The organism is Wolbachia endosymbiont (group A) of Ischnus inquisitorius, assembly GCF_964026985.1.
GTDB lineage: Bacteria > Pseudomonadota > Alphaproteobacteria > Rickettsiales > Anaplasmataceae > Wolbachia > Wolbachia pipientis.
The window spans coordinates 1,291,205-1,310,358 of the sequence record NZ_OZ034715.1 but is presented as its reverse complement, the minus strand read 5'-3'; the positions used below and the strand labels follow the sequence as shown (position 1 = coordinate 1,310,358).

The 19,154-nt window shown below is 35.5% G+C and carries 18 protein-coding genes and 2 tRNA genes; 9 read left to right on the top strand and 11 right to left on the bottom strand.

All coding sequences use genetic code 11. From position 1 onward, the window contains the following. Positions 1-17: 17 nt before the first annotated feature. Positions 18-1,346 carry a tRNA uridine-5-carboxymethylaminomethyl(34) synthesis GTPase MnmE gene (gene mnmE / locus AAGD90_RS06820; protein WP_341821892.1) on the bottom strand — a complete coding sequence of 443 codons (1,329 nt, stop codon included), beginning with the start codon at positions 1,344-1,346 and terminating at the stop codon, positions 18-20. A 131-nt stretch (positions 1,347-1,477) separates the two neighbouring features. Here mnmE and nuoI point away from each other — a divergent pair, with 131 nt between their 5' ends. The 4 genes from nuoI to infC are packed head-to-tail and all read left to right on the top strand — an operon-like array spanning position 1,478 to position 4,694. After that, positions 1,478-1,960 carry an NADH-quinone oxidoreductase subunit NuoI gene (gene nuoI / locus AAGD90_RS06815; protein WP_038199316.1) on the top strand — a complete coding sequence of 161 codons (483 nt, stop codon included), beginning with the start codon at positions 1,478-1,480 and terminating at the stop codon, positions 1,958-1,960. A 60-nt stretch (positions 1,961-2,020) separates the two neighbouring features. Beyond that, on the top strand, positions 2,021-2,269 hold the full coding sequence (locus AAGD90_RS06810; protein WP_341821891.1) for a hypothetical protein: 249 nt from the start codon (positions 2,021-2,023) through the stop codon (positions 2,267-2,269). Further along, positions 2,262-4,163: a threonine--tRNA ligase gene (thrS, locus tag AAGD90_RS06805; RefSeq protein ID WP_341821890.1), complete on the top strand. Its 1,902-nt coding sequence runs from the start codon at positions 2,262-2,264 to the stop codon at positions 4,161-4,163. Before AAGD90_RS06810 ends, thrS begins: the two co-directional genes overlap by 8 nt. Before the next feature lie 12 nt (positions 4,164-4,175). Beyond that, positions 4,176-4,694 carry a translation initiation factor IF-3 gene (gene infC / locus AAGD90_RS06800; protein WP_006279610.1) on the top strand — a complete coding sequence of 173 codons (519 nt, stop codon included), beginning with the start codon at positions 4,176-4,178 and terminating at the stop codon, positions 4,692-4,694. Positions 4,695-4,722: 28 nt separating this feature from the next. Here the strand turns inward: infC and nuoF are convergent, their stop codons facing one another. Beyond that, positions 4,723-5,976: an NADH-quinone oxidoreductase subunit NuoF gene (gene nuoF / locus AAGD90_RS06795; RefSeq protein WP_010962959.1), complete on the bottom strand. Its 1,254-nt coding sequence runs from the start codon at positions 5,974-5,976 to the stop codon at positions 4,723-4,725. Positions 5,977-5,995: 19 nt separating this feature from the next. Further along, positions 5,996-6,068: transfer RNA gene (locus AAGD90_RS06790), tRNA-Lys, on the bottom strand. Between the two features lie 341 nt (positions 6,069-6,409). On the opposite strand from AAGD90_RS06790, the gene AAGD90_RS06785 reads away from it, so the two are divergent. The 3 genes from AAGD90_RS06785 to AAGD90_RS06775 all read left to right on the top strand — a co-directional run bounded on the left by AAGD90_RS06785 (position 6,410) and on the right by AAGD90_RS06775 (position 9,226). Continuing rightward, positions 6,410-6,485 (top strand) — tRNA-Ala (locus tag AAGD90_RS06785). 212 nt (positions 6,486-6,697) lie between these two features. Then, entirely contained in the window at positions 6,698-8,200 is a 1,503-nt protein-coding gene (locus tag AAGD90_RS06780) for a magnesium transporter MgtE N-terminal domain-containing protein (RefSeq protein WP_341810263.1), read from the top strand. A gap of 591 nt (positions 8,201-8,791) precedes the next feature. Next, positions 8,792-9,226, top strand: coding sequence for a hypothetical protein (locus AAGD90_RS06775; RefSeq protein WP_209472434.1), 435 nt, complete (start codon positions 8,792-8,794; stop codon positions 9,224-9,226). 70 nt (positions 9,227-9,296) lie between these two features. Here the strand turns inward: AAGD90_RS06775 and ccmE are convergent, their stop codons facing one another. Genes ccmE through AAGD90_RS06735 form a run of 8 tightly spaced genes read right to left on the bottom strand, consistent with a single transcriptional unit; the run spans position 9,297 to position 16,250 of the window. Beyond that, positions 9,297-9,689 (bottom strand): cytochrome c maturation protein CcmE, encoded by a 393-nt coding sequence (ccmE, locus tag AAGD90_RS06770; protein ID WP_174515681.1) that lies wholly within the window; start codon positions 9,687-9,689, stop codon positions 9,297-9,299. Then, a complete protein-coding gene (locus tag AAGD90_RS06765) occupies positions 9,673-9,810 on the bottom strand; it encodes a hypothetical protein (protein ID WP_209472432.1) in 138 nt (45 codons plus the stop codon). Before AAGD90_RS06765 ends, ccmE begins: the two co-directional genes overlap by 17 nt. Then, entirely contained in the window at positions 9,807-10,679 is an 873-nt protein-coding gene (locus tag AAGD90_RS06760; protein WP_209472430.1) for a biotin--[acetyl-CoA-carboxylase] ligase, read from the bottom strand. The genes AAGD90_RS06765 and AAGD90_RS06760 overlap by 4 nt, the downstream gene beginning before the upstream one ends. A gap of 4 nt (positions 10,680-10,683) precedes the next feature. Continuing rightward, complete coding sequence (locus AAGD90_RS06755; RefSeq protein WP_341821889.1) at positions 10,684-12,069, bottom strand: NADH-quinone oxidoreductase subunit N; 1,386 nt, start codon at positions 12,067-12,069, stop codon at positions 10,684-10,686. After that, a complete protein-coding gene (locus tag AAGD90_RS06750; RefSeq protein WP_010962955.1) occupies positions 12,066-13,508 on the bottom strand; it encodes a NuoM family protein in 1,443 nt (480 codons plus the stop codon). Before AAGD90_RS06750 ends, AAGD90_RS06755 begins: the two co-directional genes overlap by 4 nt. 3 nt (positions 13,509-13,511) lie before the next feature. Continuing rightward, on the bottom strand, positions 13,512-15,359 hold the full coding sequence (nuoL, locus tag AAGD90_RS06745) for an NADH-quinone oxidoreductase subunit L (protein ID WP_022626390.1): 1,848 nt from the start codon (positions 15,357-15,359) through the stop codon (positions 13,512-13,514). 4 nt (positions 15,360-15,363) lie between these two features. Then, positions 15,364-15,672, bottom strand: a complete 309-nt coding sequence (gene nuoK / locus AAGD90_RS06740; RefSeq protein ID WP_264373713.1) for an NADH-quinone oxidoreductase subunit NuoK — start codon at positions 15,670-15,672, stop codon at positions 15,364-15,366. After that, the gene (locus tag AAGD90_RS06735; protein ID WP_341821888.1) at positions 15,663-16,250 is read right to left on the bottom strand and encodes an NADH-quinone oxidoreductase subunit J; all 588 of its coding nucleotides are present in this window, start codon (positions 16,248-16,250) and stop codon (positions 15,663-15,665) included. The genes nuoK and AAGD90_RS06735 overlap by 10 nt, the downstream gene beginning before the upstream one ends. Positions 16,251-16,462: 212 nt before the next feature. Between AAGD90_RS06735 and AAGD90_RS06730 the strand changes: the two genes are divergently transcribed. Together AAGD90_RS06730 and AAGD90_RS06725 are read left to right on the top strand one after the other, a co-directional pair. Continuing rightward, complete coding sequence (locus AAGD90_RS06730) at positions 16,463-16,891, top strand: hypothetical protein (protein ID WP_010082321.1); 429 nt, start codon at positions 16,463-16,465, stop codon at positions 16,889-16,891. 127 nt (positions 16,892-17,018) lie between these two features. Then, positions 17,019-18,935, top strand: coding sequence for an ATP-dependent helicase (locus AAGD90_RS06725; protein WP_264338041.1), 1,917 nt, complete (start codon positions 17,019-17,021; stop codon positions 18,933-18,935). Positions 18,936-19,154 lie beyond the last annotated feature (219 nt).

The following is a 19,154-nucleotide window of genomic DNA, read 5'->3' as shown; positions in this document are numbered from 1 at the left end:
AGCAATCTATAAAAGCTTTACTTGCCCACGCAAAAGTTGCTAAACACACTACTCAATATTTCCTCAACATTAATAATTCCAATCACCGCACCAAGTTCAAATGCAGCAAGCCTCAAATCTTCAGATATCAACTCAATTGGATTATCGATATTAAAACGTTGTAAATGTTCCAGTGCTTTCTTCATGTGATTCCTATGTCTTTGCCGAGTGATTACAGGAGTTTCTCTATCATGCCCAAATTTTTCCTCTGCCTTCTCTTTTATGAGAGAGATCAATTTGTTTGTACCTATTCCCTTTAAAATAGAAATAGGTAGAAAATCTATGCCATTAATTTTTATATTGTGATTATTGATAACATCGTCAGCTTTGCTCAATACATAAATAGTATCGCTATTTACAACGTTGCAATTGATATTATGACGCTGTTCAAAAGGAAATAGTTCTATTCTTAAATCAGCTTCAAAAGACCTCTTTTTCGCTCGACTTATACCTTCTGATTCTATTGGATCTGAACTCTCACGAATTCCAGCAGTATCAGAGAGAATGATTGGGTATCCGCCAATGTCAATATGAGCTTCAAGTATATCTCTTGTTGTGCCTGCATATTCAGAAACAATAGCAATATCACGCTTGGCTAAGAAATTAAACAGAGTTGATTTACCGACATTTGGTTCACCAGTTATTACAATATGTAAACCCTCACGCAACCTTTCGCCCCGTCTATTATCATTTAAATGCTCTTGTATCAACTGCACGAGAGATTGCACTTCATTATTAATTTTTTCCAATTCACTTTTTTCTGCCCAAATGTCCTCTGGAAAGTCTATATATGCTTCGATTTTGGATTGTATCGTTATTAATCTTTGCCTCCAATTGCTGTATAGTCTCTCCAATTCTCCTGATATCTGCTTAATCGCTTGTTTAGCTTGCATTTTCGTCTCAGCGTCAATTAAGTCTGCAATTCCTTCTATTTGAGTTAAGTCAAATTTACCATTTAGAAAAGCCCTAAGTGAGAATTCTCCAGGCCTGGCCATAACGAAAATTTTTGATAATTCCTCCAAGATGATTTTTATGACTGCCTTACTTCCATGCACTTGTAACTCTATAACATTCTCGCCAGTGAAACTGTTTGGAGCAGGGAAATAGATGATTATTCCATTATCTATCAATTGATTGAAATCATCATATAGATCAACTAAAGTAGCAAATCTTGGTTTAATTTCTTTCTTAATATGAAAATGATTTAAAGCTTTAAGCGCATAGTTGCCTGAAATTCTAATTACTGCAACTCCTGACTTACCAAATACGGTCGATAAAGCGAAAATAGTTTCATTTGTGTTTGTCATTATTTATATAAACTACTTAGCAATATTACACTTAAGAAACCAAAATACCTAAAAAGTCACCCAGGTGAAAATATTTATTTTGAAAACTGATAATATGATTTATAATGACTGACACAAGTTTTAAATATTTTATGCTCAAGAAATTAGCTTGGTACTGGTCTTTTGTAGAGTTAATTAAAGGGTTTGTTATTACATTAAAATATATGTTTAAGCCAAAGGTTACTTTGAGGTATCCTATGGAGAAGGGCCCTTTAAGTCCAAGGTTTCGTGGTGAGCATGCGTTGCGTAGGTATCCAAACGGTGAAGAACGATGCATAGCTTGTAAATTATGTGAAGTTATCTGCCCTGCTCAAGCAATAGTTATTGAAGCAGAGGAAAGAGAAGACGGTAGTCGCCGCACCACGCGCTATGATATTGATATGACAAAATGCATATACTGCGGACTTTGCCAAGAGGCATGTCCAGTTGATGCAATTGTTGAAGGTCCTAACTTTGAATTTGCTACTGAAACAAGAGAGGAGCTAATGTACAATAAAGAAAAGTTATTGCGTAATGGTGAAGTTTGGGAAGACGCAATTGCACTCAGGTTAAAAAAGAATAGGCCTTATTATTAATGTTCAGAGCTTATAACCCTGTTATCCATTATGATTTAGGGGCAGTGCCCACTAGGGGTGGTGTCATCCCAGTGCTTGACACTGGGATCCAGTAAAATTGATTGTGAACAAGCACACTATGCAACATTTTCAATGAAATTACAAAAAAGCTGGATTCCAGTGTCAAGCACTGGGATGACACCATTTGCTGTGCAATTTACCTTCGAAAATGAATGTTCGTATGGCTATGTGCGTGACACTGGGATGACACCGTTGGAAGAAGCAAACCGCCTTCAAGCTACATGTCCGTATAGGTTTATTTATGGTTAGGGTTACTTTTTCAACCGAACAAAAAGTAAAAGAATACAGTGGTAAAGTCACTGGCTTTGATATATTACAACCGGATGCTTTGAAAGAAGTAGTTGCATTGAAAGTAAATGGTGAGCTATATGACCTCTCACGTGAAATTGAAGCTGATGCAGAGATAGAGGTGATACAACTGAGTGACGAAGTGGGTTTAGATATAATAAGGCATGATGCTGCTCATATAATGGCGCAGGCAGTGAAAGAGCTATTTCCTAATACTCAGATTACTATCGGCCCAACAATTCAGGACGGTTTTTACTATGATTTTGCTACAGATCGTACCTTCACTACGGACGATCTTACCGCAATAGAAAAGAAAATGAAAGAGATTGTAAAAAGTAACCACAGATTTGTTCGAGAAGTTTGGACTCGCAAGCAGTCAGTTGATTTCTTTAGTGGTATAGGCGAAAAATATAAGGTTGATATTATCTCATCCATACCAGAGGGTGAAAACCTAACTGTTTATAGGCAAGGTGATTTTGTTGACCTATGCCGTGGTCCGCACTCACCATCAACCGGTAGAGTTAAAGCGTTTAAACTTATGAAAGTAGCGGGTGCATACTGGCGTGGTGATTCTAAGGGCCCAATGTTGCAGCGAATATATGGCACAGCATGGGGAAATAAGGATGAATTAAACGCTTACCTTGAGTGCCTCAAAGAAGCAGAAAAACGTGATCACCGCAAAATTGCTAAGGATATGGATTTATTTCACATTCAAGAGGAAGCTGTTGGGCAGGTTTTTTGGCATGAACAAGGATATATTCTATATAATGTTCTTGAGTCTTACATCAGAAAGAAGCTAATAAATAATGGCTATTTTGAGGTAAAAACTCCTATTTTAGTAAGTAAAGAGCTGTGGGAAAGATCTGGACATTGGGATAAGTTTCGTGAAAATATGTTTATTGTTGACGAATCTGAGAATAAAAAGTTAGCAATAAAACCCATGAATTGTCCTTGTCATGTGCAGATTTTTAATTCTCACACCAGGAGCTACCGTGATTTACCAATACGTATGGCAGAGTTTGGCACATGCCATAGAAATGAAAGCTCAGGCTCATTGCACGGACTGATGCGAGTGCGTGGTTTTACGCAAGACGATGCACACATTTTTTGTATGGAAGAACAAGTGAATTCTGAGACTATAAAGTTTTGTGACCTTTTAAAAGAAGTATATTCAGAGCTTGGATTTAATGAAATTTCTGTGAAATTTTCAGACCGTCCAGATATTAGAGCAGGTAATGATGAAGTGTGGGATAGAGCTGAAAAAGCGCTGCTTGAAGCCGTTAAAGAAGCGGGCTTGAGTTATAAACTTAACCCTGGTGAAGGTGCATTTTATGGTCCAAAGTTAGAGTTCGTTTTGAAAGACGCAATAGGCAGAAATTGGCAATGTGGAACATTACAAGTTGATTTCATTTTACCAGAACGTCTGGGAGCTTTTTATATAGGGGCAGATGGGCACAAGCATCACCCTGTCATGTTACATAGGGCAATTCTTGGGACTTTTGAGCGTTTTATCGGAATTTTGATAGAAAATTATGCAGGAAAATTTCCAGTTTGGCTTGCTCCAACGCAACTTGCTATTCTGACCATTACAAATGAAGCTGACGGTTACGCCACAGAAATTAGCAATATTTTAAAAGAACAAGGTGTGAGAGTCAAGACTGATTTGACCAATGAAAAAATTAGTTATAAGATACGTTTGCATAGTTCAAACAAGGTTCTTATATTGTGGATTGTAGGCAAAAATGAAGTTACAAGTAAAACTGTGTCAGTAAGAAATTTAGGATCGGAAAGACAGGAGTCTTTTTCTTTGGAAAAGGCTAATGAATCGCTGTTAAAAAGTATTAATTTGAATTAAGGGAGTTAAAGTTTGCAAGTTAAAAAGAACAATAAAAACAGAATTAATGGATTTATCACAGCTAAGGAGGTACGCTTAGTTGATCATAGTGGTGAAATGGTCGGAATCGTGCCAATAGAACGAGCTTTGGAATTTGCACAGGGTGTTGGTTTAGACTTGGTGGAAATTGCACCTGATTCAACCCCTCCAGTATGTAAAATTCTGGATTATAGCAAGCAAAAGTATGATATAAAAAAGAAAGCAAGTGAAGCAAAAAAGAAACAAAAAACATTAACTATAAAAGAAATTAAACTGGGTCCCAATATTGGTGATCACGATTACGGAACAAAATTGCGTCAAGCAAGAGACTTACTTGCCCACGGACATAAAATTAAAGTCACAATGAGATTTAGAGGGAGAGAGCTTATAAACACTGAAGTTGGACTGGAAAAATTAGAACGGCTAATTCGAGACACTGAAGATATCGCAAAGGTAGAATTGGCACCTAAAAGAGAAGGGAATCAATATTTTTTAGCTCTGGTTGCTAAGTAGCAAAACGGCTTAAGAAGTATAAGTAAAGTTAAATTATCGCTCTCTCTTTGATAACATGGCGAAAATGTCTTATTAATCCTTGAATCGGCCAAGCTGCAGCATCGCCAAGTGCGCAAATTGTATGTCCTTCTATTTGAGTTGTAAGGTCAAGCAGCTTATCTATTTCATCAGGCTTAATATCTCCTGCCACCATCCTCTTCATAATCCTCCACATCCATCCAGTACCTTCACGGCATGGTGTGCATTGTCCACAGGACTCATGCATATAAAAGTGTGATAACCTCTCTATTGCAGCTATTATATCAGTTGATTTATTCATCACTATTACAGCAGCAGTACCAAGCCCTGATTGTGCAGTTCTTAATGAATCAAAATCCATTTCAATAGTATCACATATAGATTTTGGAATTAATGGCACTGAAGACCCACCAGGTATTACAGCAAGTAAATTATCCCAACCTCCTCGCACTCCACCTGCGTATTTTTCAATTAATTCACGTAATGGAATTCCGAGCTCTTCTTCAACATTACACGGGTTGTTTACGTGCCCTGAAATACAAAAGACCTTGGTACCAGTATTATTTGGTTTACCAAGAGATGCAAACCATTCTCCTCCGCGATTCAGAATATCTGGAACCATGGCTATAGTTTCAACGTTGTTTATTGTGGTTGGGCAGCCAAAAAGTCCAACACCTGCGGGAAATGGAGGCTTCATGCGAGGAAAGCCCTTTTTTCCTTCAATTGATTCGAGTTGAGCTGTTTCTTCCCCACATATGTAAGCTCCTGCGCCCCTATGGATAAACACATCAAGATCATAACCTGATTTGCAGGCATTTTTTCCAATTAAACCTTCTTTATAGGCTTCCTCAAGTGCTTTTTTTAGAACTAAATATTCATTATAAAATTCACCCCTGATATAAATATATGCAACTGATGCGCTGATCGCTTTGCCGGCCAGGAGAATTCCCTCAAGTAACTTATGTGGCTCATATCGCAATATATCTCTATCTTTACATGTACCAGGTTCTGACTCATCTGCATTGACTACTAAATATGCTTTTGGGAGATTTTTGGGCATAAAGCTCCACTTAAGGCCGGTGGAAAATCCTGCACCCCCTCGACCTCTCAAACCAGATTTCTTTACTTCATCAATGATCTTTTCTGATCCTAAATCCAGTAATTCCTTTGTTTTTTGCCAGCTACCACGTTTTTTTGCACCCTCAAGTAGTGGAGTTCCTTTACCATTTAGGTTGGTGAATATTTTGTCTTGTTCTTTTAGCATGTTTTTCAAAATTTGTGAGTGATCCCGACGCGATTCGAACGCGTGACCCACTGATTAAAAGTCAGTTGCTCTACCGGCTGAGCTACGGGATCATTTCATTTTTCAGCTATACTAAACATCAATACAGTTTTTATCCGTTTTAATCAAACTAAAATTTTCATGTGTGGTTAAATAAATTATATAATATACTGCGTTAGTGATAATTTAGTTAAAAAATCTATGAATAATTTAAAAAAATTTCCAAAGGAAAACTTCTTGTTAATTTTCAGTTCACAGATTTATTTGGATGGTGTGACGTATAACGCTAAGGAGACAAAAAAATAGAGAAGTGTGTACACCCTGCAGAATTTGTACACTATTTAGCAATAGCCTAATAGATAAATATTTCTTGCATTTCAGCCTGAGTGATTTATGCTTTAAGCAAGAATTACCTGGGGGTATAGCTCAGCTGGTAGAGCATCTGTTTTGCACGCAGAAGGTCAGCGGTTCGATCCCGCTTGCCTCCACCAGTCTATACAGCTCTAGCCGCCACAAAACCTGTCAAAGCAGCTTATTTTAATCTATGAGGATTTTATACTATTTCCCTGAAAATCTCTATTTCTTTTCGTAACTTTTCTCTACACAAGTAATGTTGGTTATTACAATTGTAATATATACTAACTTAACAATAAATTAATCAATAAATGTTAGAATACTAACAATTAATTTATTGGTAACGCCTATGAGTGGAAAAAAGCATGTTTTTAAGATGATACCTGGAAAAGAGGTGTTTAGAAAAACCCCGACTACAAGGATAAAGTGGCCTGAAGGTAATGATCCTACAATGCCTATTAAAAAAGTTGAGCTTGTATCGCTGGATGATAAAAACGATGTAGTACTAGGCTTATTGCCTATAAAACTTTGCAGCAGTTCTTGCCTAGACAGTTACATATGTCTGGAGGAAGAAAATGAAGGAAATCTGGTAGCCAAAGATTATAAAAGTGATTCTAACTTAGATTATGTAAAAAGTAACCATACATTTGTATATTACGGTAATGAGTTGGCTAAGTTATCATATACAAGAGAGCTTGTGCAGCCTTTCAAAACTATGTGTAGCAGTTCTATTAAATCAAAAAAATTGGAATACAAATATGTAACATGGGAAGATTCAGATACTGGCAACAATAAATATTATTTTTCAGACGAGGCAGGAAATATAATCGATTCACCTGACAATGAGGTATTACAAGACATTATGTTATACTACGGTGAGAGACATATAAGAGATGTGCTACTGTTGCTATCAAACGCGTTTACTAAAGTTTTTATTCAGGGCCTAACAGACGGCCAACTAAAAACTCTTGCCAATACTCTTAGTAACGAGCAACTGCAAAAAATAATTCCTGAACTGAGCTCAAGCCAGTTGCAGGCCTTAGCAGAGAACTTAACAGATGAACAACTCCAAGCTTTAGTGGATCATCTAACCAATCACCAGCTAAAAACCCTCGCTCAGGAACTAAATCCAGAAAAGTTACAAATAATTGTTCCTATTTTAAATGATACTCAGCTTGAAGCTCTAGTGAGAAAATTAAATTCAGAGCAAGTAAAAGAAATTTTACCTCACTTAAAAGTGGATCAGTTCAAAGCACTTATTAAAACTTTAAATGACGAGCAATTTACAGTGCTTGCAAAAGACTTGGCTGAGCACCACTTGACAATACTCTCCAAAGAATTAGAAGGTGATCAGTTGAAAGCTTTAGTAAATAGTCTGCAAGAAGACCAACTGAAAGACTTAGTTAATAAGCTTGATCCTGAGAAACTCGAAGCAATTGCTCAGGATTTAACTGATTCTAATAGGATCCAGATTATCATTAAGTCTTTAGTTGATAACCCAGACAAACTTCAAGCTTTTGCTCGCAATATGTCTAATGAGCAGTTTAAAGAACTTTTGGATAACGTAGGTGCAGAAGAGCTTAAAGAGATTATTCACAAACTGCCTTATGAGAAAGTGACAGCTGTGATTGGTGATCTCAGCAATCAAGATCAGTCTAAAGCTATTATTGATGCATTAAAAGGGAAACTTGATGAACAAAATGAAAAACAAAAGGAAATCCTTGAGCTGATTAAGAAACTTGGAGATTCTGCTGATGAACCTAAATGGGAGGGCCCTCTTCAAAACGCCAATGCTGAACTAATGGTAATGGAAGAGTACTTTCAGACTGGATACGAAGTATTGTTGAGCTAAATATTTATGGGTTTGAAAAGAGCTTTTTATATTTCTATAGTTGATTTTATTTGAAATTTTAAATTTTAATGAGGTAGTTTATATGGCCAATGAACCAAAAATTATAAGTAAAGTTACCCTTGCAAAACCGACAAATTACGAAACGAATAAAGATAAAAATGCGAAAGTTAGTTATACTCATAGTGTTATTGATAAACTGATTGAAAGTATGAATGACGGACTTGTTGTGCAAGTATAGCCTTTCTTATAATAGTCCGAATGCGATAAGATATGTGTTTATGGCTATAGCAGGCCAGTAGCATATTACGGTCTGTTCGGATTATTGTAAAAAGAGCTATAAATACTAACTTGCATGGAGAACAAGAAAAAGTCAATCAACTGATTGAAGACGTTGGTAATGTAGATAGTGGTTTAGTACAGAGCCTGAATAACTTACAGACAAGAGTAAAAGAATTAGAAGACAATACCACTAGTGAACCAGATTGGGGTTAAACTGGAAAGAGTAATAGTCTCTAGGCTATTACTTTCTCCACATACCATTTCAATGTAGCTGAGTTGATTTTAAAAGTATAATTTTTTATAGAAGTTAATATGAGTAATTACAGTGTAAAAGAAAGCGAAAGCAACTTTGAATTAATAAGCGAAATAGGCGGAGATAACCCTAGAGTAATAGACGACATAGAGGTCAAAATTAAGCCTAAATCTTTTGAGAGCGATAAAGAAAAGAATGCATCGGTCAATTACGTTCACAAAATTCTAGATAAACTAATCGCAGATTTAAACGACACATTTGTTCCTAAATTGAATAATGAGCTGAAGGATCGTCAAGATGAAGTGGATCTATTGTATAAAGATTTAGATAGGCTTGAGATGATAGCTATAGAGGCTGAGAAGGATTATAAAATTTTGGAAGGAAACCTTAACAACCTAAAAGAAGAGGTTGAAAAATTAAAAACAGGAACAATTGGTGGTGATAATATGATGAATGGGAAGCACCAACTCACTCTGATATATTGTAGTAGTTAGGAAAGTCACAGCTTGCTAGCAGGCTGTTACTCTCTCTACATACTATTTCAATATAGCCAGATTAGGGAATCTATTTTAAAACTTTCGGCATATAGTTCTCATCATGTTTTGCAAACACCGTATCTGCAAGAAAGGTATTATTATCAGACATTTTACCTTGCACAACAACACCACTTTTTTCTGAAAACATCGGTGGAAGTATTCCCTGGTATTTTACCACAACGCTTTTGTTAAAATCTGTCATTTGAAAAACTACTTCACTTTCGCTCCGTATCACACTATCTTCAACAACCATTCCACCAACACGGATTGGCTTTTGACTATTTGGTAAAACTATTGCCTCACTTACTGTATAGAAAAATGAGATATTTTCTTTGAGCGTTGTTAAAATAAAAAAGACTATGCAGCTTAAAAAGCAGAAAATTCCTGAAGTTATAAGTAATCGCTTATGTTTCTTCTTCATTATTATCTTTCAGGCTTTCTAGAATTTTTTTACTTTTAGTATAGCAAGAAATGGTAAAAATTAGCTCTCCAACAATCAGCGTGAAACTAATAAGGTAAGCAAAAATTACATATGTATTCATAATGCACTGCCAATAAATAACTCACCTGCATCAAAATAAATTAAGCTTCCATCCTTTTGCTGCAACACCAATTTACCACTTTTATCTATATCAGCAAAAATTCCTTCATACAATTTGTCAGCTAACTTTACACTGATTTGCTCATTCATTTTGAATGCTTTTTTTAACCACATTTCTCTTATAGCATAAAACCCATCAAATAGCCATTGCTTTCTTAGCTTATTAAAATTTATTATTAATTCCTTTAACAGATCTATGTTAGACACAGACTCACCGTAATTGCTAATGCACGTTGTTCCTGGAAGTGGTGCATGACTGACATTAATTCCAATTCCTATAATGAGCCAATTCGAATTGGATCTTTTTTCAAGCAATATTCCACTTATTTTCTTGCCATCAATAAGGGCATCATTTGGCCACTTATACTGGAGATTTAGACCATTTATAAATGACAGTATAGTATTTCCAACAGCAAGAGCAGTAACAAAAGTCAATTCTGTTAATTTGCTAACATCCGCAATTTTATTCACCAAACCCTTCTCTGTCATCCCAATGCCCTCTGATGTCATCCCAGTGCTTGACACTGGGATCCATTCTTCTTTTTTTCTAGATTCCAGCGTCACGCGCTGGAATGACACCGAAAGCTGGCTTTCATTCAGATAATCGTTAAAGAGGTTTATCACCAAACTCGCATAAAAATTACCCTCTGGAGAAACCCAACTTTTTCCGGTGCGCCCCCTGCCTTCTGTTTGTTTATCGGCAATAATAACGGTTTCATTTGATATTCCTTTATCAATTAAATCCAACGCTTCTTTATTAGTGCTTGAAACTTCTTTGTAATGATGAATATGAAAGCCCTCAGGAATCACCTTGTCAGCCCTTTAGTTCAATGAGTGAGTAAAGATCTTCTACATACAAGAAAAGAACGAGGTTGATCAGTGAAGCCACTGAAGTGATAATGAATAGACCCTTAGAATAAGCAACCTTATTACCACTAGCTTTATCAAAATACATAACTTTCATGATATTTAAATAATAGTAGCATGATATCACACTCGCTATTACAAGGATCAAGGACAGGCTGATAAAGCCAGAATTTATTAAACTTTTGAATATAAAAAATTTAGCGAAAAACCCAGCAAGTGGAGGTATTCCCGACATTGAGAGTAACAGCACAGAAAGATGAAATGCTACAATTGGGCGTTTCTTCCCTATACCAGATAAATTTGCAATATCACAATCGTCATCGTCAATTTGTACGAGATATGAGAATAGCCCTATGCTTGTGATGATATATATCACCAGATACATTAAGGCACTATCTGTTCCTGCTTGTGTAAAAATAGAAAGTGAAGCAAATATAAAACCAATGTGACCAATTGAACTGTAAGCAAGCAGCCTTTTTAAGTTTTGCTGACGTAAGGCCCCAAAAGCTGAGATAAGCACAGACAATGCTGAAACGTATAAGAAAATAGGCTGAACATAACTTTTTACATTTACTAACTCTTCATTCATCAATCGAATTAAAAATGTTACAAGTGCAGCTTTTGGGGCCGTAGAAAAAAACGCAGTTACTATGGTAGGTGCACCTTGATAGACATCTGGAGCCCACATATGAAAAGGAGCAATAGCAAGCTTGAAACACAAACCAATTAGGACAAAGACTAACCCAAAAACTATTCCATAAGTTATCTGATGGTTTTGCAAGAATGAACCGAGCTCAGAGAAATTGACTTGTCCTGTATATCCATAAAGCAGCGACATTCCATATAGCATAATGCAGGAATATAATGCACTGAGTGTAAAATATTTCACTCCTGCTTCACATGAATAAATCGAATCTTTATTAAAGCTCGCAAGAACATACAAAGATATACTCATCAACTCAAAAGCTAAATAAAAAGAAATCAGACTATTTGCTGAAACCAAAGTTATCATGCCAAATAGCGCAAAAAGAATCAGCATTGAAAATTCATACTTATAGTCATATTTTGATAAATTCAGCATCAAAAGTATTAAAATTCCTGTGCTGAGAATTAACCCTTGGGCTGACCTGATGTATAAATTGAGTTTTAACAACGAATTAAAGAGAAAAATTTCATTGTTTTCTGCCGAAAGAATTAAAATAATCAAAGTTACCACTGTGCAGCCAAGTGCTAATAAGCTGATAGTTCTGCGGTTAAATATAATCCCAAGCAGCAGCAACACTAACGAGGAGATAATAGAGAACGTTTCCGGCAATATCTGTATATAATTCATAGCGCATTATATTTGACTAACAAATTTGCCATACATGGCTTCAAATAATTCAGTGCAAGGGTTGGGTAAAATCCAAGCAAAATAACAAACACTGCAAGCAGAATTAAGACAGAAAATTCTATGCTATCCAAACGGTTATTTAATAATTTAGAATAGCTAACCCCCCATATTATTTGCTTACATAAATTCAGCATATAAACTGCGCTTAAAATAGTGCCAAGTGCGATAAATCCTGTAAAAAACCCTATGCTCTTAAACATTCCAACCATAGCCAAAAACTCACCTGCGAACCCAGATGTTCCAGGTAGCCCTATTGAAGCCATTGAAAATAAAATGAACATAAAACCAAATTTTGGCATTGTGTTTACTATGCCAAAATATTTTGCAATCTCCAAAGTTCCAGTTCGAGTATATAGCATTCCAACACATAAAAATAAAGCAGCAGAAATAAGGCCATGACTAATCATTTGAAATATGCTACCCAGTACTCCTTCCTCACAAAATGAAAAGAGGCCAGCAGTAACGATCCCCATATGTGCTATTGAAGAATAAGCTATTAACTTCTTTATATCATCTTGAGCAAACGCAACTAGAGAAGCATATATCACCGCAATAATGCTCAGCACAACAACGAAATTTGAAAAATACAAACTTGCCTGAGGAAGCATTGGAATAGAAAACCTTAAAAATCCATATCCCCCCATTTTAATAAGCAAGCCAGCTAAAATCACAGATCCAGAAGTTGGTGATTGCACATGTGCATCAGGAAGCCAAGTGTGAAATGGAAACATCGGTACTTTTATTGCAAAAGAAATAAAAAATGCAATCCACAGCAATGACTGCACTTCAAGATCAAGGCTTGGCACTAATGTAGCTAATTTTTGTATATTAAACGTTCCAAAAATGTTATAGATGTAAACCAATCCAAGTAGAAATAATAATGAGCCAGTTAATGTATAAAGAAACAACTTAAACGTTGCATATACCCTGTGTTTTCCTCCCCAGATGCCAATAATAAAGAACATTGGTATTAAAACAGCTTCAAAAAACACATAAAAGCTTATAGCATTCAGTGAAACGAAAAAACCGACTACAAAACTCTCAAGCAGTAGAAACAATGCCATATAGGCTTTTAGGGTCGTATAACTCATTTTGCAGTTGTAGAGTATACAAATTACAAACAAGAAAGTTGTAAGCAGAAGGAAAAGCAACGATATACCATCTATCCCTATTCCAACATTTCTAATTGGGTAGCTGACAAACTGAAAGTCCGCATTGTTATAATCAAATTCTATACAAGCTACAATGCTAAGCAAAAATGGAAGTACAGCAAAAAATAGAGCAAGGAATCTTAAGTGTATAGATTGATGATTAATCCTGATTAAGGATAAAATCAACGCTCCTATCAGTGGAAGCAAGAATATACTAAGTAACAACACCTTCTATTTAATTCCAATAATATATAAAGCACCGATTATTAGAGTAACAAACATAATAAATGCATAATCAAATATATAACCAGTTTGTAACTTTATAGAACTTTTTGAACATTCATTAACCAACCTTACAACACCATTTGGTCCAAATGAATCAATAGCCTTAACATCAAACTTCCATAGAAGCCTAGATATAAACCTTATCGGTGCAATTATAACAAACTCATACACCTCATCAAAGTACCATTTATTCTGCAAAAACTTAAGTAAAAATTTACTCTTAATTTGCCTAATTACTTGATATTGGTAAATTAGGTACGCAAGTGCTATTCCACTTAGGCTTGCTAAGGTTGGCAGTAGTTTTATAAAGAAATTATGAACTCCATGCTCATCAATCATCACTAAACTTGATTTCCAAAACGCATTACTAGTTATGTTCAAAATATTTGCTCCCCATATTCCAGAAAATACTGATCCAAAAGCGAGTATCAGTAATGGTATAAGCATAATCTTTGGTGCCTCATGTATATTAATTTTACTTTGTTTTTGGCTGTGGAACACAAGAAGCAATAACCTCCAAGAGTAAAACGCTGTGAAGAATGCAACAACTAAGCTTATTACAAAAGCAAAGCTATCCGTGCTATAAGCATGTTCAATTATCAAATCCTTTGAATAAAAACCTGCAAATGGGAATATCCCAGAAAGCGCAAGAGATCCAATCCACATGAGAGCGTAAGTGCAAGGGATTTTCTTCCAGCAATTTCCCATTTTCTGAATGTTTTGCTCATGATGCATTGCATGAATCACATTGCCAGCACCAAGAAATAGTAGAGCTTTAAAAAAAGCGTGTGTCATTAAATGAAAAATAGCAACATTGTAAGCAGAAAGCCCACATGCCATGAACATATAACCAAGTTGACTGCAGGTTGAATAAGCAATTATTTTCTTTATATCGTTCTGAGTAATTGCAACGGTGGCTGCAAAAAAAGCAGTGAGTGCTCCAACGATAACTATTAATTCTCGTGCCACATTTGATAACTCAAACAATGGAGAACACTTTGCTACTAAAAATATACCTGCTGTTACCATCGTTGCTGCGTGAATAAGTGCAGAAACAGGAGTTGGCCCTTCCATTGCATCTGGCAACCAAACATGTAAACCAAGCTGTGCAGATTTACCCATACAGCCAATAAAAAGTAATATGCATATTATATGAGTTACTTTGAATTCACAGCAGAATGCCCTAATGTTCTGCGTGCCAAGAAGATCAGTTGTGTCAAAAACTTCAGTAAAATTCAAAGAGTGAAATGTATAATAAATAAGAAAGATTCCAATCAATAGTGCAAAGTCTCCTACCCTATTCACAACAAATGCTTTAATTGCTGCATTATTTGCAGAATATTTTTGGAACCAAAATCCTATGAGTAAATAAGAACATAGGCCAACCCCTTCCCAGCCAAAAAAAAGCTGCACGAAATTATCGCTTACAACCAGCACAATCATGCAAAACGTAAATAGCGATAGGTAAGAAAAAAACCTCGACTTCCCCTTATCATGCTCCATATAACCGATAGAGTAGAGATGTACTACCAGTGAAACGGTGGTAATAACAATAAGCATTAAGGATGAGAGAGCATCCACACTAATTGCCCAATTTACTTTTAAGATGCTCAATGAAAACAAAGGAAATAAACTCAAGTGATAATTTTCAGAGAAGGTGAGAAAAACATACCAAGATAAAACTGCAGATATTCCAATCCCTGCCGTTGTAACTAACTGACTTTTTCTAAAAAGTGCTGCAAATAGCGAACCAAAAAGTGGCAAAAATACTATTAATTTCAGTATATCCATCATACTTTCATTCTTTCATTAAATTTGCTTGTTCAACATCTATATTGCCACGGCTTCTATAATATACAACCAATATTGCAAGCCCAACTCCTGACTCTGCTGCCGCAACAGTCAACACAAACATCACAAAAATTTGCCCAACTATATCATTCATAAAGGCAGAAAAAGCAACTAGATTGATGTTAATCGCCAACAATAATATTTCTATTGATAACAATATATTGATTATGCTCTTACGGTTGATGAAAATACCGCACACCCCAACAGTGAACAAAATAGCAGTAACTATCAAAAAATGATTTAATCCTATTTCCATTCCACTCCTTTTCCAAATTTAGCCTTAACCAATTTTACAGATGAAGATTGCGTCAATTGCTTTAATACATTCTGTTTTTTAACTCCTTTTTTCTTGTCCTGCAAAGTAAGAGCAATTGCACCGACAATTGCAACAAGTAGCAAAATTCCAGAAAGATGAAAAGCGTACATGTAGTCAGTGTAGAGCAAATTACCGATAGCTTTCACGTTATTGGCATTATAGTTTATAACATTACTTATATTCAGCGTTGAGCTGCGGATTACAAAACTGATAATCAAAAAAAACACACCACACAATATAGCACCAAGAGTGAAATGCTTCGCAAAACCCTGGTGCAATCTTATGTAGTCAATATCGAGCATCATAACTACAAAGAGGAACAACACTGCAACTGCACCGATGTATACTATCAGTACCATCATAGCGATGAATTCAGCTCCAAGGAGAATGAAAAGCACTGCAGAGTTAACGAAGGTGAAAATTAAAAATAATACTGCATGCACAGGATTTCTTACACTAATTACGCATACAGCAGATAAAATGCTAAGAATTGCAAAAAAATAAAAGAAAAAAGGCATTGATACTTTAACTGCAACAATAGTTACTAATTTAAAGTGACTATCGTTGTAAAGTCAATATTATATTAAACGTTTGAAAACATTGTACTACAAAGCTCCAGCTCCATTTTAAATTATTATACAGAGCGCTTTCTAAGTGCTTAATCAATACACTAAGTCCTTAATTTATCAATATATAATATGTGTATGTTAGTAATTAATGGCGGCTCAAAATGTACAACATATTTGGTTATTTTAAAAGCAACAATAGTTCTAACGCACAAAGTAGCAGACTAGATGGAGAAAGTTATCAATACACCACAAGAGACTATATGACAATTTACTTTAATAACACACTAGCAAGTTTCAGTAGATCATTGAGAGAATTTAAAGAAAAAGCGTATGGATTTATGTATGATATCGGAACTTGGTTGAAAGAAACATATGAAAATCTCACTGAACGACCTGCAACGCATAATCGCTATACCCCAAAAGAAAAACCCCTTGTTGAAGTTGAAGAAATAGAAATGAAGGAACTAAACCGTACATATAAGCCATTCCAAACTCCACTTATCCACCCAACAAGCAGAAGTTCTGGTGCCAATACCTCAAATCAAGTTGTTGTTACTCGACATACACCTGAAACTACTAAAACAAAATAGATGTAAAACCTACGTTTAAATATGTAGTACTTGAGTGAAGCATTCTTTAACTGTTCTATTCAATAAAACCTTTACAATATTTCAATCATAGGTTTAACTTTACGAAGTTATAATCTATAGGGCTACGATGAACGATTATCTCTCACTGCTAAATCCAGAACAACAATCAGCTGTAACTAACATAGATGGACCAGTTTTGATACTGGCAGGAGCCGGGACAGGAAAAACAAGAACGATTACTTCAAGAATAGCACACATAATTAGAAACGGTCACGCTTATTCTGATGAGATATTAGCAGTTACATTTACAAATAAAGCAGCAAATGAGATGGTATCAAGGGTACTTGAGCTAACGGGCACAAACATACCATGGCTTGGCACTTTCCATGCAATTGCAGCAAAAATCTTGCGCCTGCACGCAGAAATTGTGGGCTTAAACCCCAATTTTACAATCATTGGTGTGGATGACCAATTACAGGTAATAAAAAATATTATCAATGAAATAAATCCTGATTACCTATCAGAAAAATGTAAGACCATTATGAATATTATTCAGCAATGGAAAGAGAAGTGCTTATTGCCATCTGAAGTGGAAGATATTCAATCATTTAGGCCAGTATATGTAACTGCACTCAAAGTCTATCACCAGTATCAGGAAAGGTTGAAATTCCTTAATTCTGTCGATTTTGGTGACTTATTGCTATATAACATACAGCTCTTTAATCAAAAGACCGAAGTTCTGTCCTACTACCAAAACAAGTTTAAATATGTTATGGTAGATGAATATCAAGATACAAATGCGATACAATATCTTTGGCTAAAATACCTTGCAAAAGAGCACTCAAATATTTGCTGTGTAGGAGATGATGACCAGTCGATATATAGTTGGCGTGGTGCAGAAGTTGAAAATATTTTGAAGTTTTCTGATGATTTTAAAAATGCAAAAACCGTTAAACTAGAGTGTAACTACAGGTCAACATCCCACATACTTGCAACTGCGTCATATGTTATCAATCACAATAAGACTCGCTTAGAAAAAAAATTGTGGACAACAAACATTGAAGGGGAAAAGGTAAATCTAATAAAATTATGGGATGGGAAAGCTGAAGCAAGGTTCATAAGCGAACAGATATTGAAACTCAATAAATACAGATTTAGTGACATTGCAGTGCTGGTAAGGGCCACTTTTCAAACTAGAGTTCTCGAAGAGTATTTTATAAAATATTCAATTCCCTACAAGATTATAAGTGGCGTAAAATTCTACGAACGTCAGGAAGTCAGGGATATAATTGCATATTTAAGACTTGTTACAAACAATAACGATGACTTAGCTTTCGAAAGGATAGTAAATCGGCCAAAAAGAAGCATAGGAGCTACAACTCTAAAGAAAATATACACGACTGCTCAGGATAACAAAATTTCTTTTTTTGAGGCAGCAAAAATATTAGTTAATAGTAATCAGGTAACCGAAAGAATTAAACTCTCACTCAACGATTTTTTAAATAAAATTAAAGCTTGGGAAGAAATAGTAAGCGTAAAACCACTGCATGAATTCGTTAAAATCGTAGCAAACCAATCAGGATATATTGAAATGCTTGAAAATGAGGAGGTAACAGGCTTAGCACGAATAGAAAATGTTAAAGAGCTCATCTCATCTTTAAAAAATTTCGATAATGCCACAACTTTCTTGGAGCATATAAGTCTGGTGATGGAAGTGGATAATATGAATAACGATGACACCGTATATGTTATGACTCTTCATGCAGCCAAAGGACTTGAATTCCCGTGCGTGTTTCTACCTGGTTGGGAAGAGGGATTATTTCCTCATCAAAGATCTTTTGATGACAAAAGTGGTAAAGCTTTAGAAGAAGAAAGGAGACTCGCATATGTTGGCATAACCAGAGCCAAAGAAAGGTTAATCATTTCATGTGCAGATAGGAGGGAAATTAACAACCAGTGGCAACCGATGCGCACTTCTCGGTTCATTAAAGAATTGCCAAGAGAAAATGTTGAGGTAATTAAAAGCAACATTGCCTACTGTTGAAGCTATAATTGCAGATAAACATATCTTACAAATCTGAATTACCTTAACTATATGTTTCTCCTGGCAAAAATTCTGTAACCGTTCACACTTAATTCTTCAATCTCATACCAATTTCTATTACATAACAAACAAATAGACAATAGAAGTGAGAAGGTTATACTAAGGCAGTATAATGATGGAGTTTTGGAATGGCATTGGTATCAGGTTGCAATTTTAGCT

Bases quoted from the DNA above. Each gene is read 5' to 3' on its own strand.
- mnmE (WP_341821892.1), bottom strand. From the start codon at position 1,346: ATGACAAACACAAATGAAACTATTTTCGCTTTATCGACCGTATTTGGT.
- nuoI (WP_038199316.1), top strand. From the start codon at position 1,478: ATGCTCAAGAAATTAGCTTGGTACTGGTCTTTTGTAGAGTTAATTAAA.
- thrS (WP_341821890.1), top strand. From the start codon at position 2,262: ATGGTTAGGGTTACTTTTTCAACCGAACAAAAAGTAAAAGAATACAGT.
- nuoF (WP_010962959.1), bottom strand. From the start codon at position 5,976: ATGCTAAAAGAACAAGACAAAATATTCACCAACCTAAATGGTAAAGGA.
- AAGD90_RS06780 (WP_341810263.1), top strand. From the start codon at position 6,698: ATGAGTGGAAAAAAGCATGTTTTTAAGATGATACCTGGAAAAGAGGTG.
- AAGD90_RS06775 (WP_209472434.1), top strand. From the start codon at position 8,792: ATGAGTAATTACAGTGTAAAAGAAAGCGAAAGCAACTTTGAATTAATA.
- ccmE (WP_174515681.1), bottom strand. From the start codon at position 9,689: ATGAAGAAGAAACATAAGCGATTACTTATAACTTCAGGAATTTTCTGC.
- AAGD90_RS06765 (WP_209472432.1), bottom strand. From the start codon at position 9,810: ATGAATACATATGTAATTTTTGCTTACCTTATTAGTTTCACGCTGATT.
- AAGD90_RS06755 (WP_341821889.1), bottom strand. From the start codon at position 12,069: ATGAATTATATACAGATATTGCCGGAAACGTTCTCTATTATCTCCTCG.
- nuoL (WP_022626390.1), bottom strand. From the start codon at position 15,359: ATGATGGATATACTGAAATTAATAGTATTTTTGCCACTTTTTGGTTCG.
- nuoK (WP_264373713.1), bottom strand. From the start codon at position 15,672: ATGGAAATAGGATTAAATCATTTTTTGATAGTTACTGCTATTTTGTTC.
- AAGD90_RS06735 (WP_341821888.1), bottom strand. From the start codon at position 16,250: ATGCCTTTTTTCTTTTATTTTTTTGCAATTCTTAGCATTTTATCTGCT.
- AAGD90_RS06730 (WP_010082321.1), top strand. From the start codon at position 16,463: ATGTACAACATATTTGGTTATTTTAAAAGCAACAATAGTTCTAACGCA.
- AAGD90_RS06725 (WP_264338041.1), top strand. From the start codon at position 17,019: ATGAACGATTATCTCTCACTGCTAAATCCAGAACAACAATCAGCTGTA.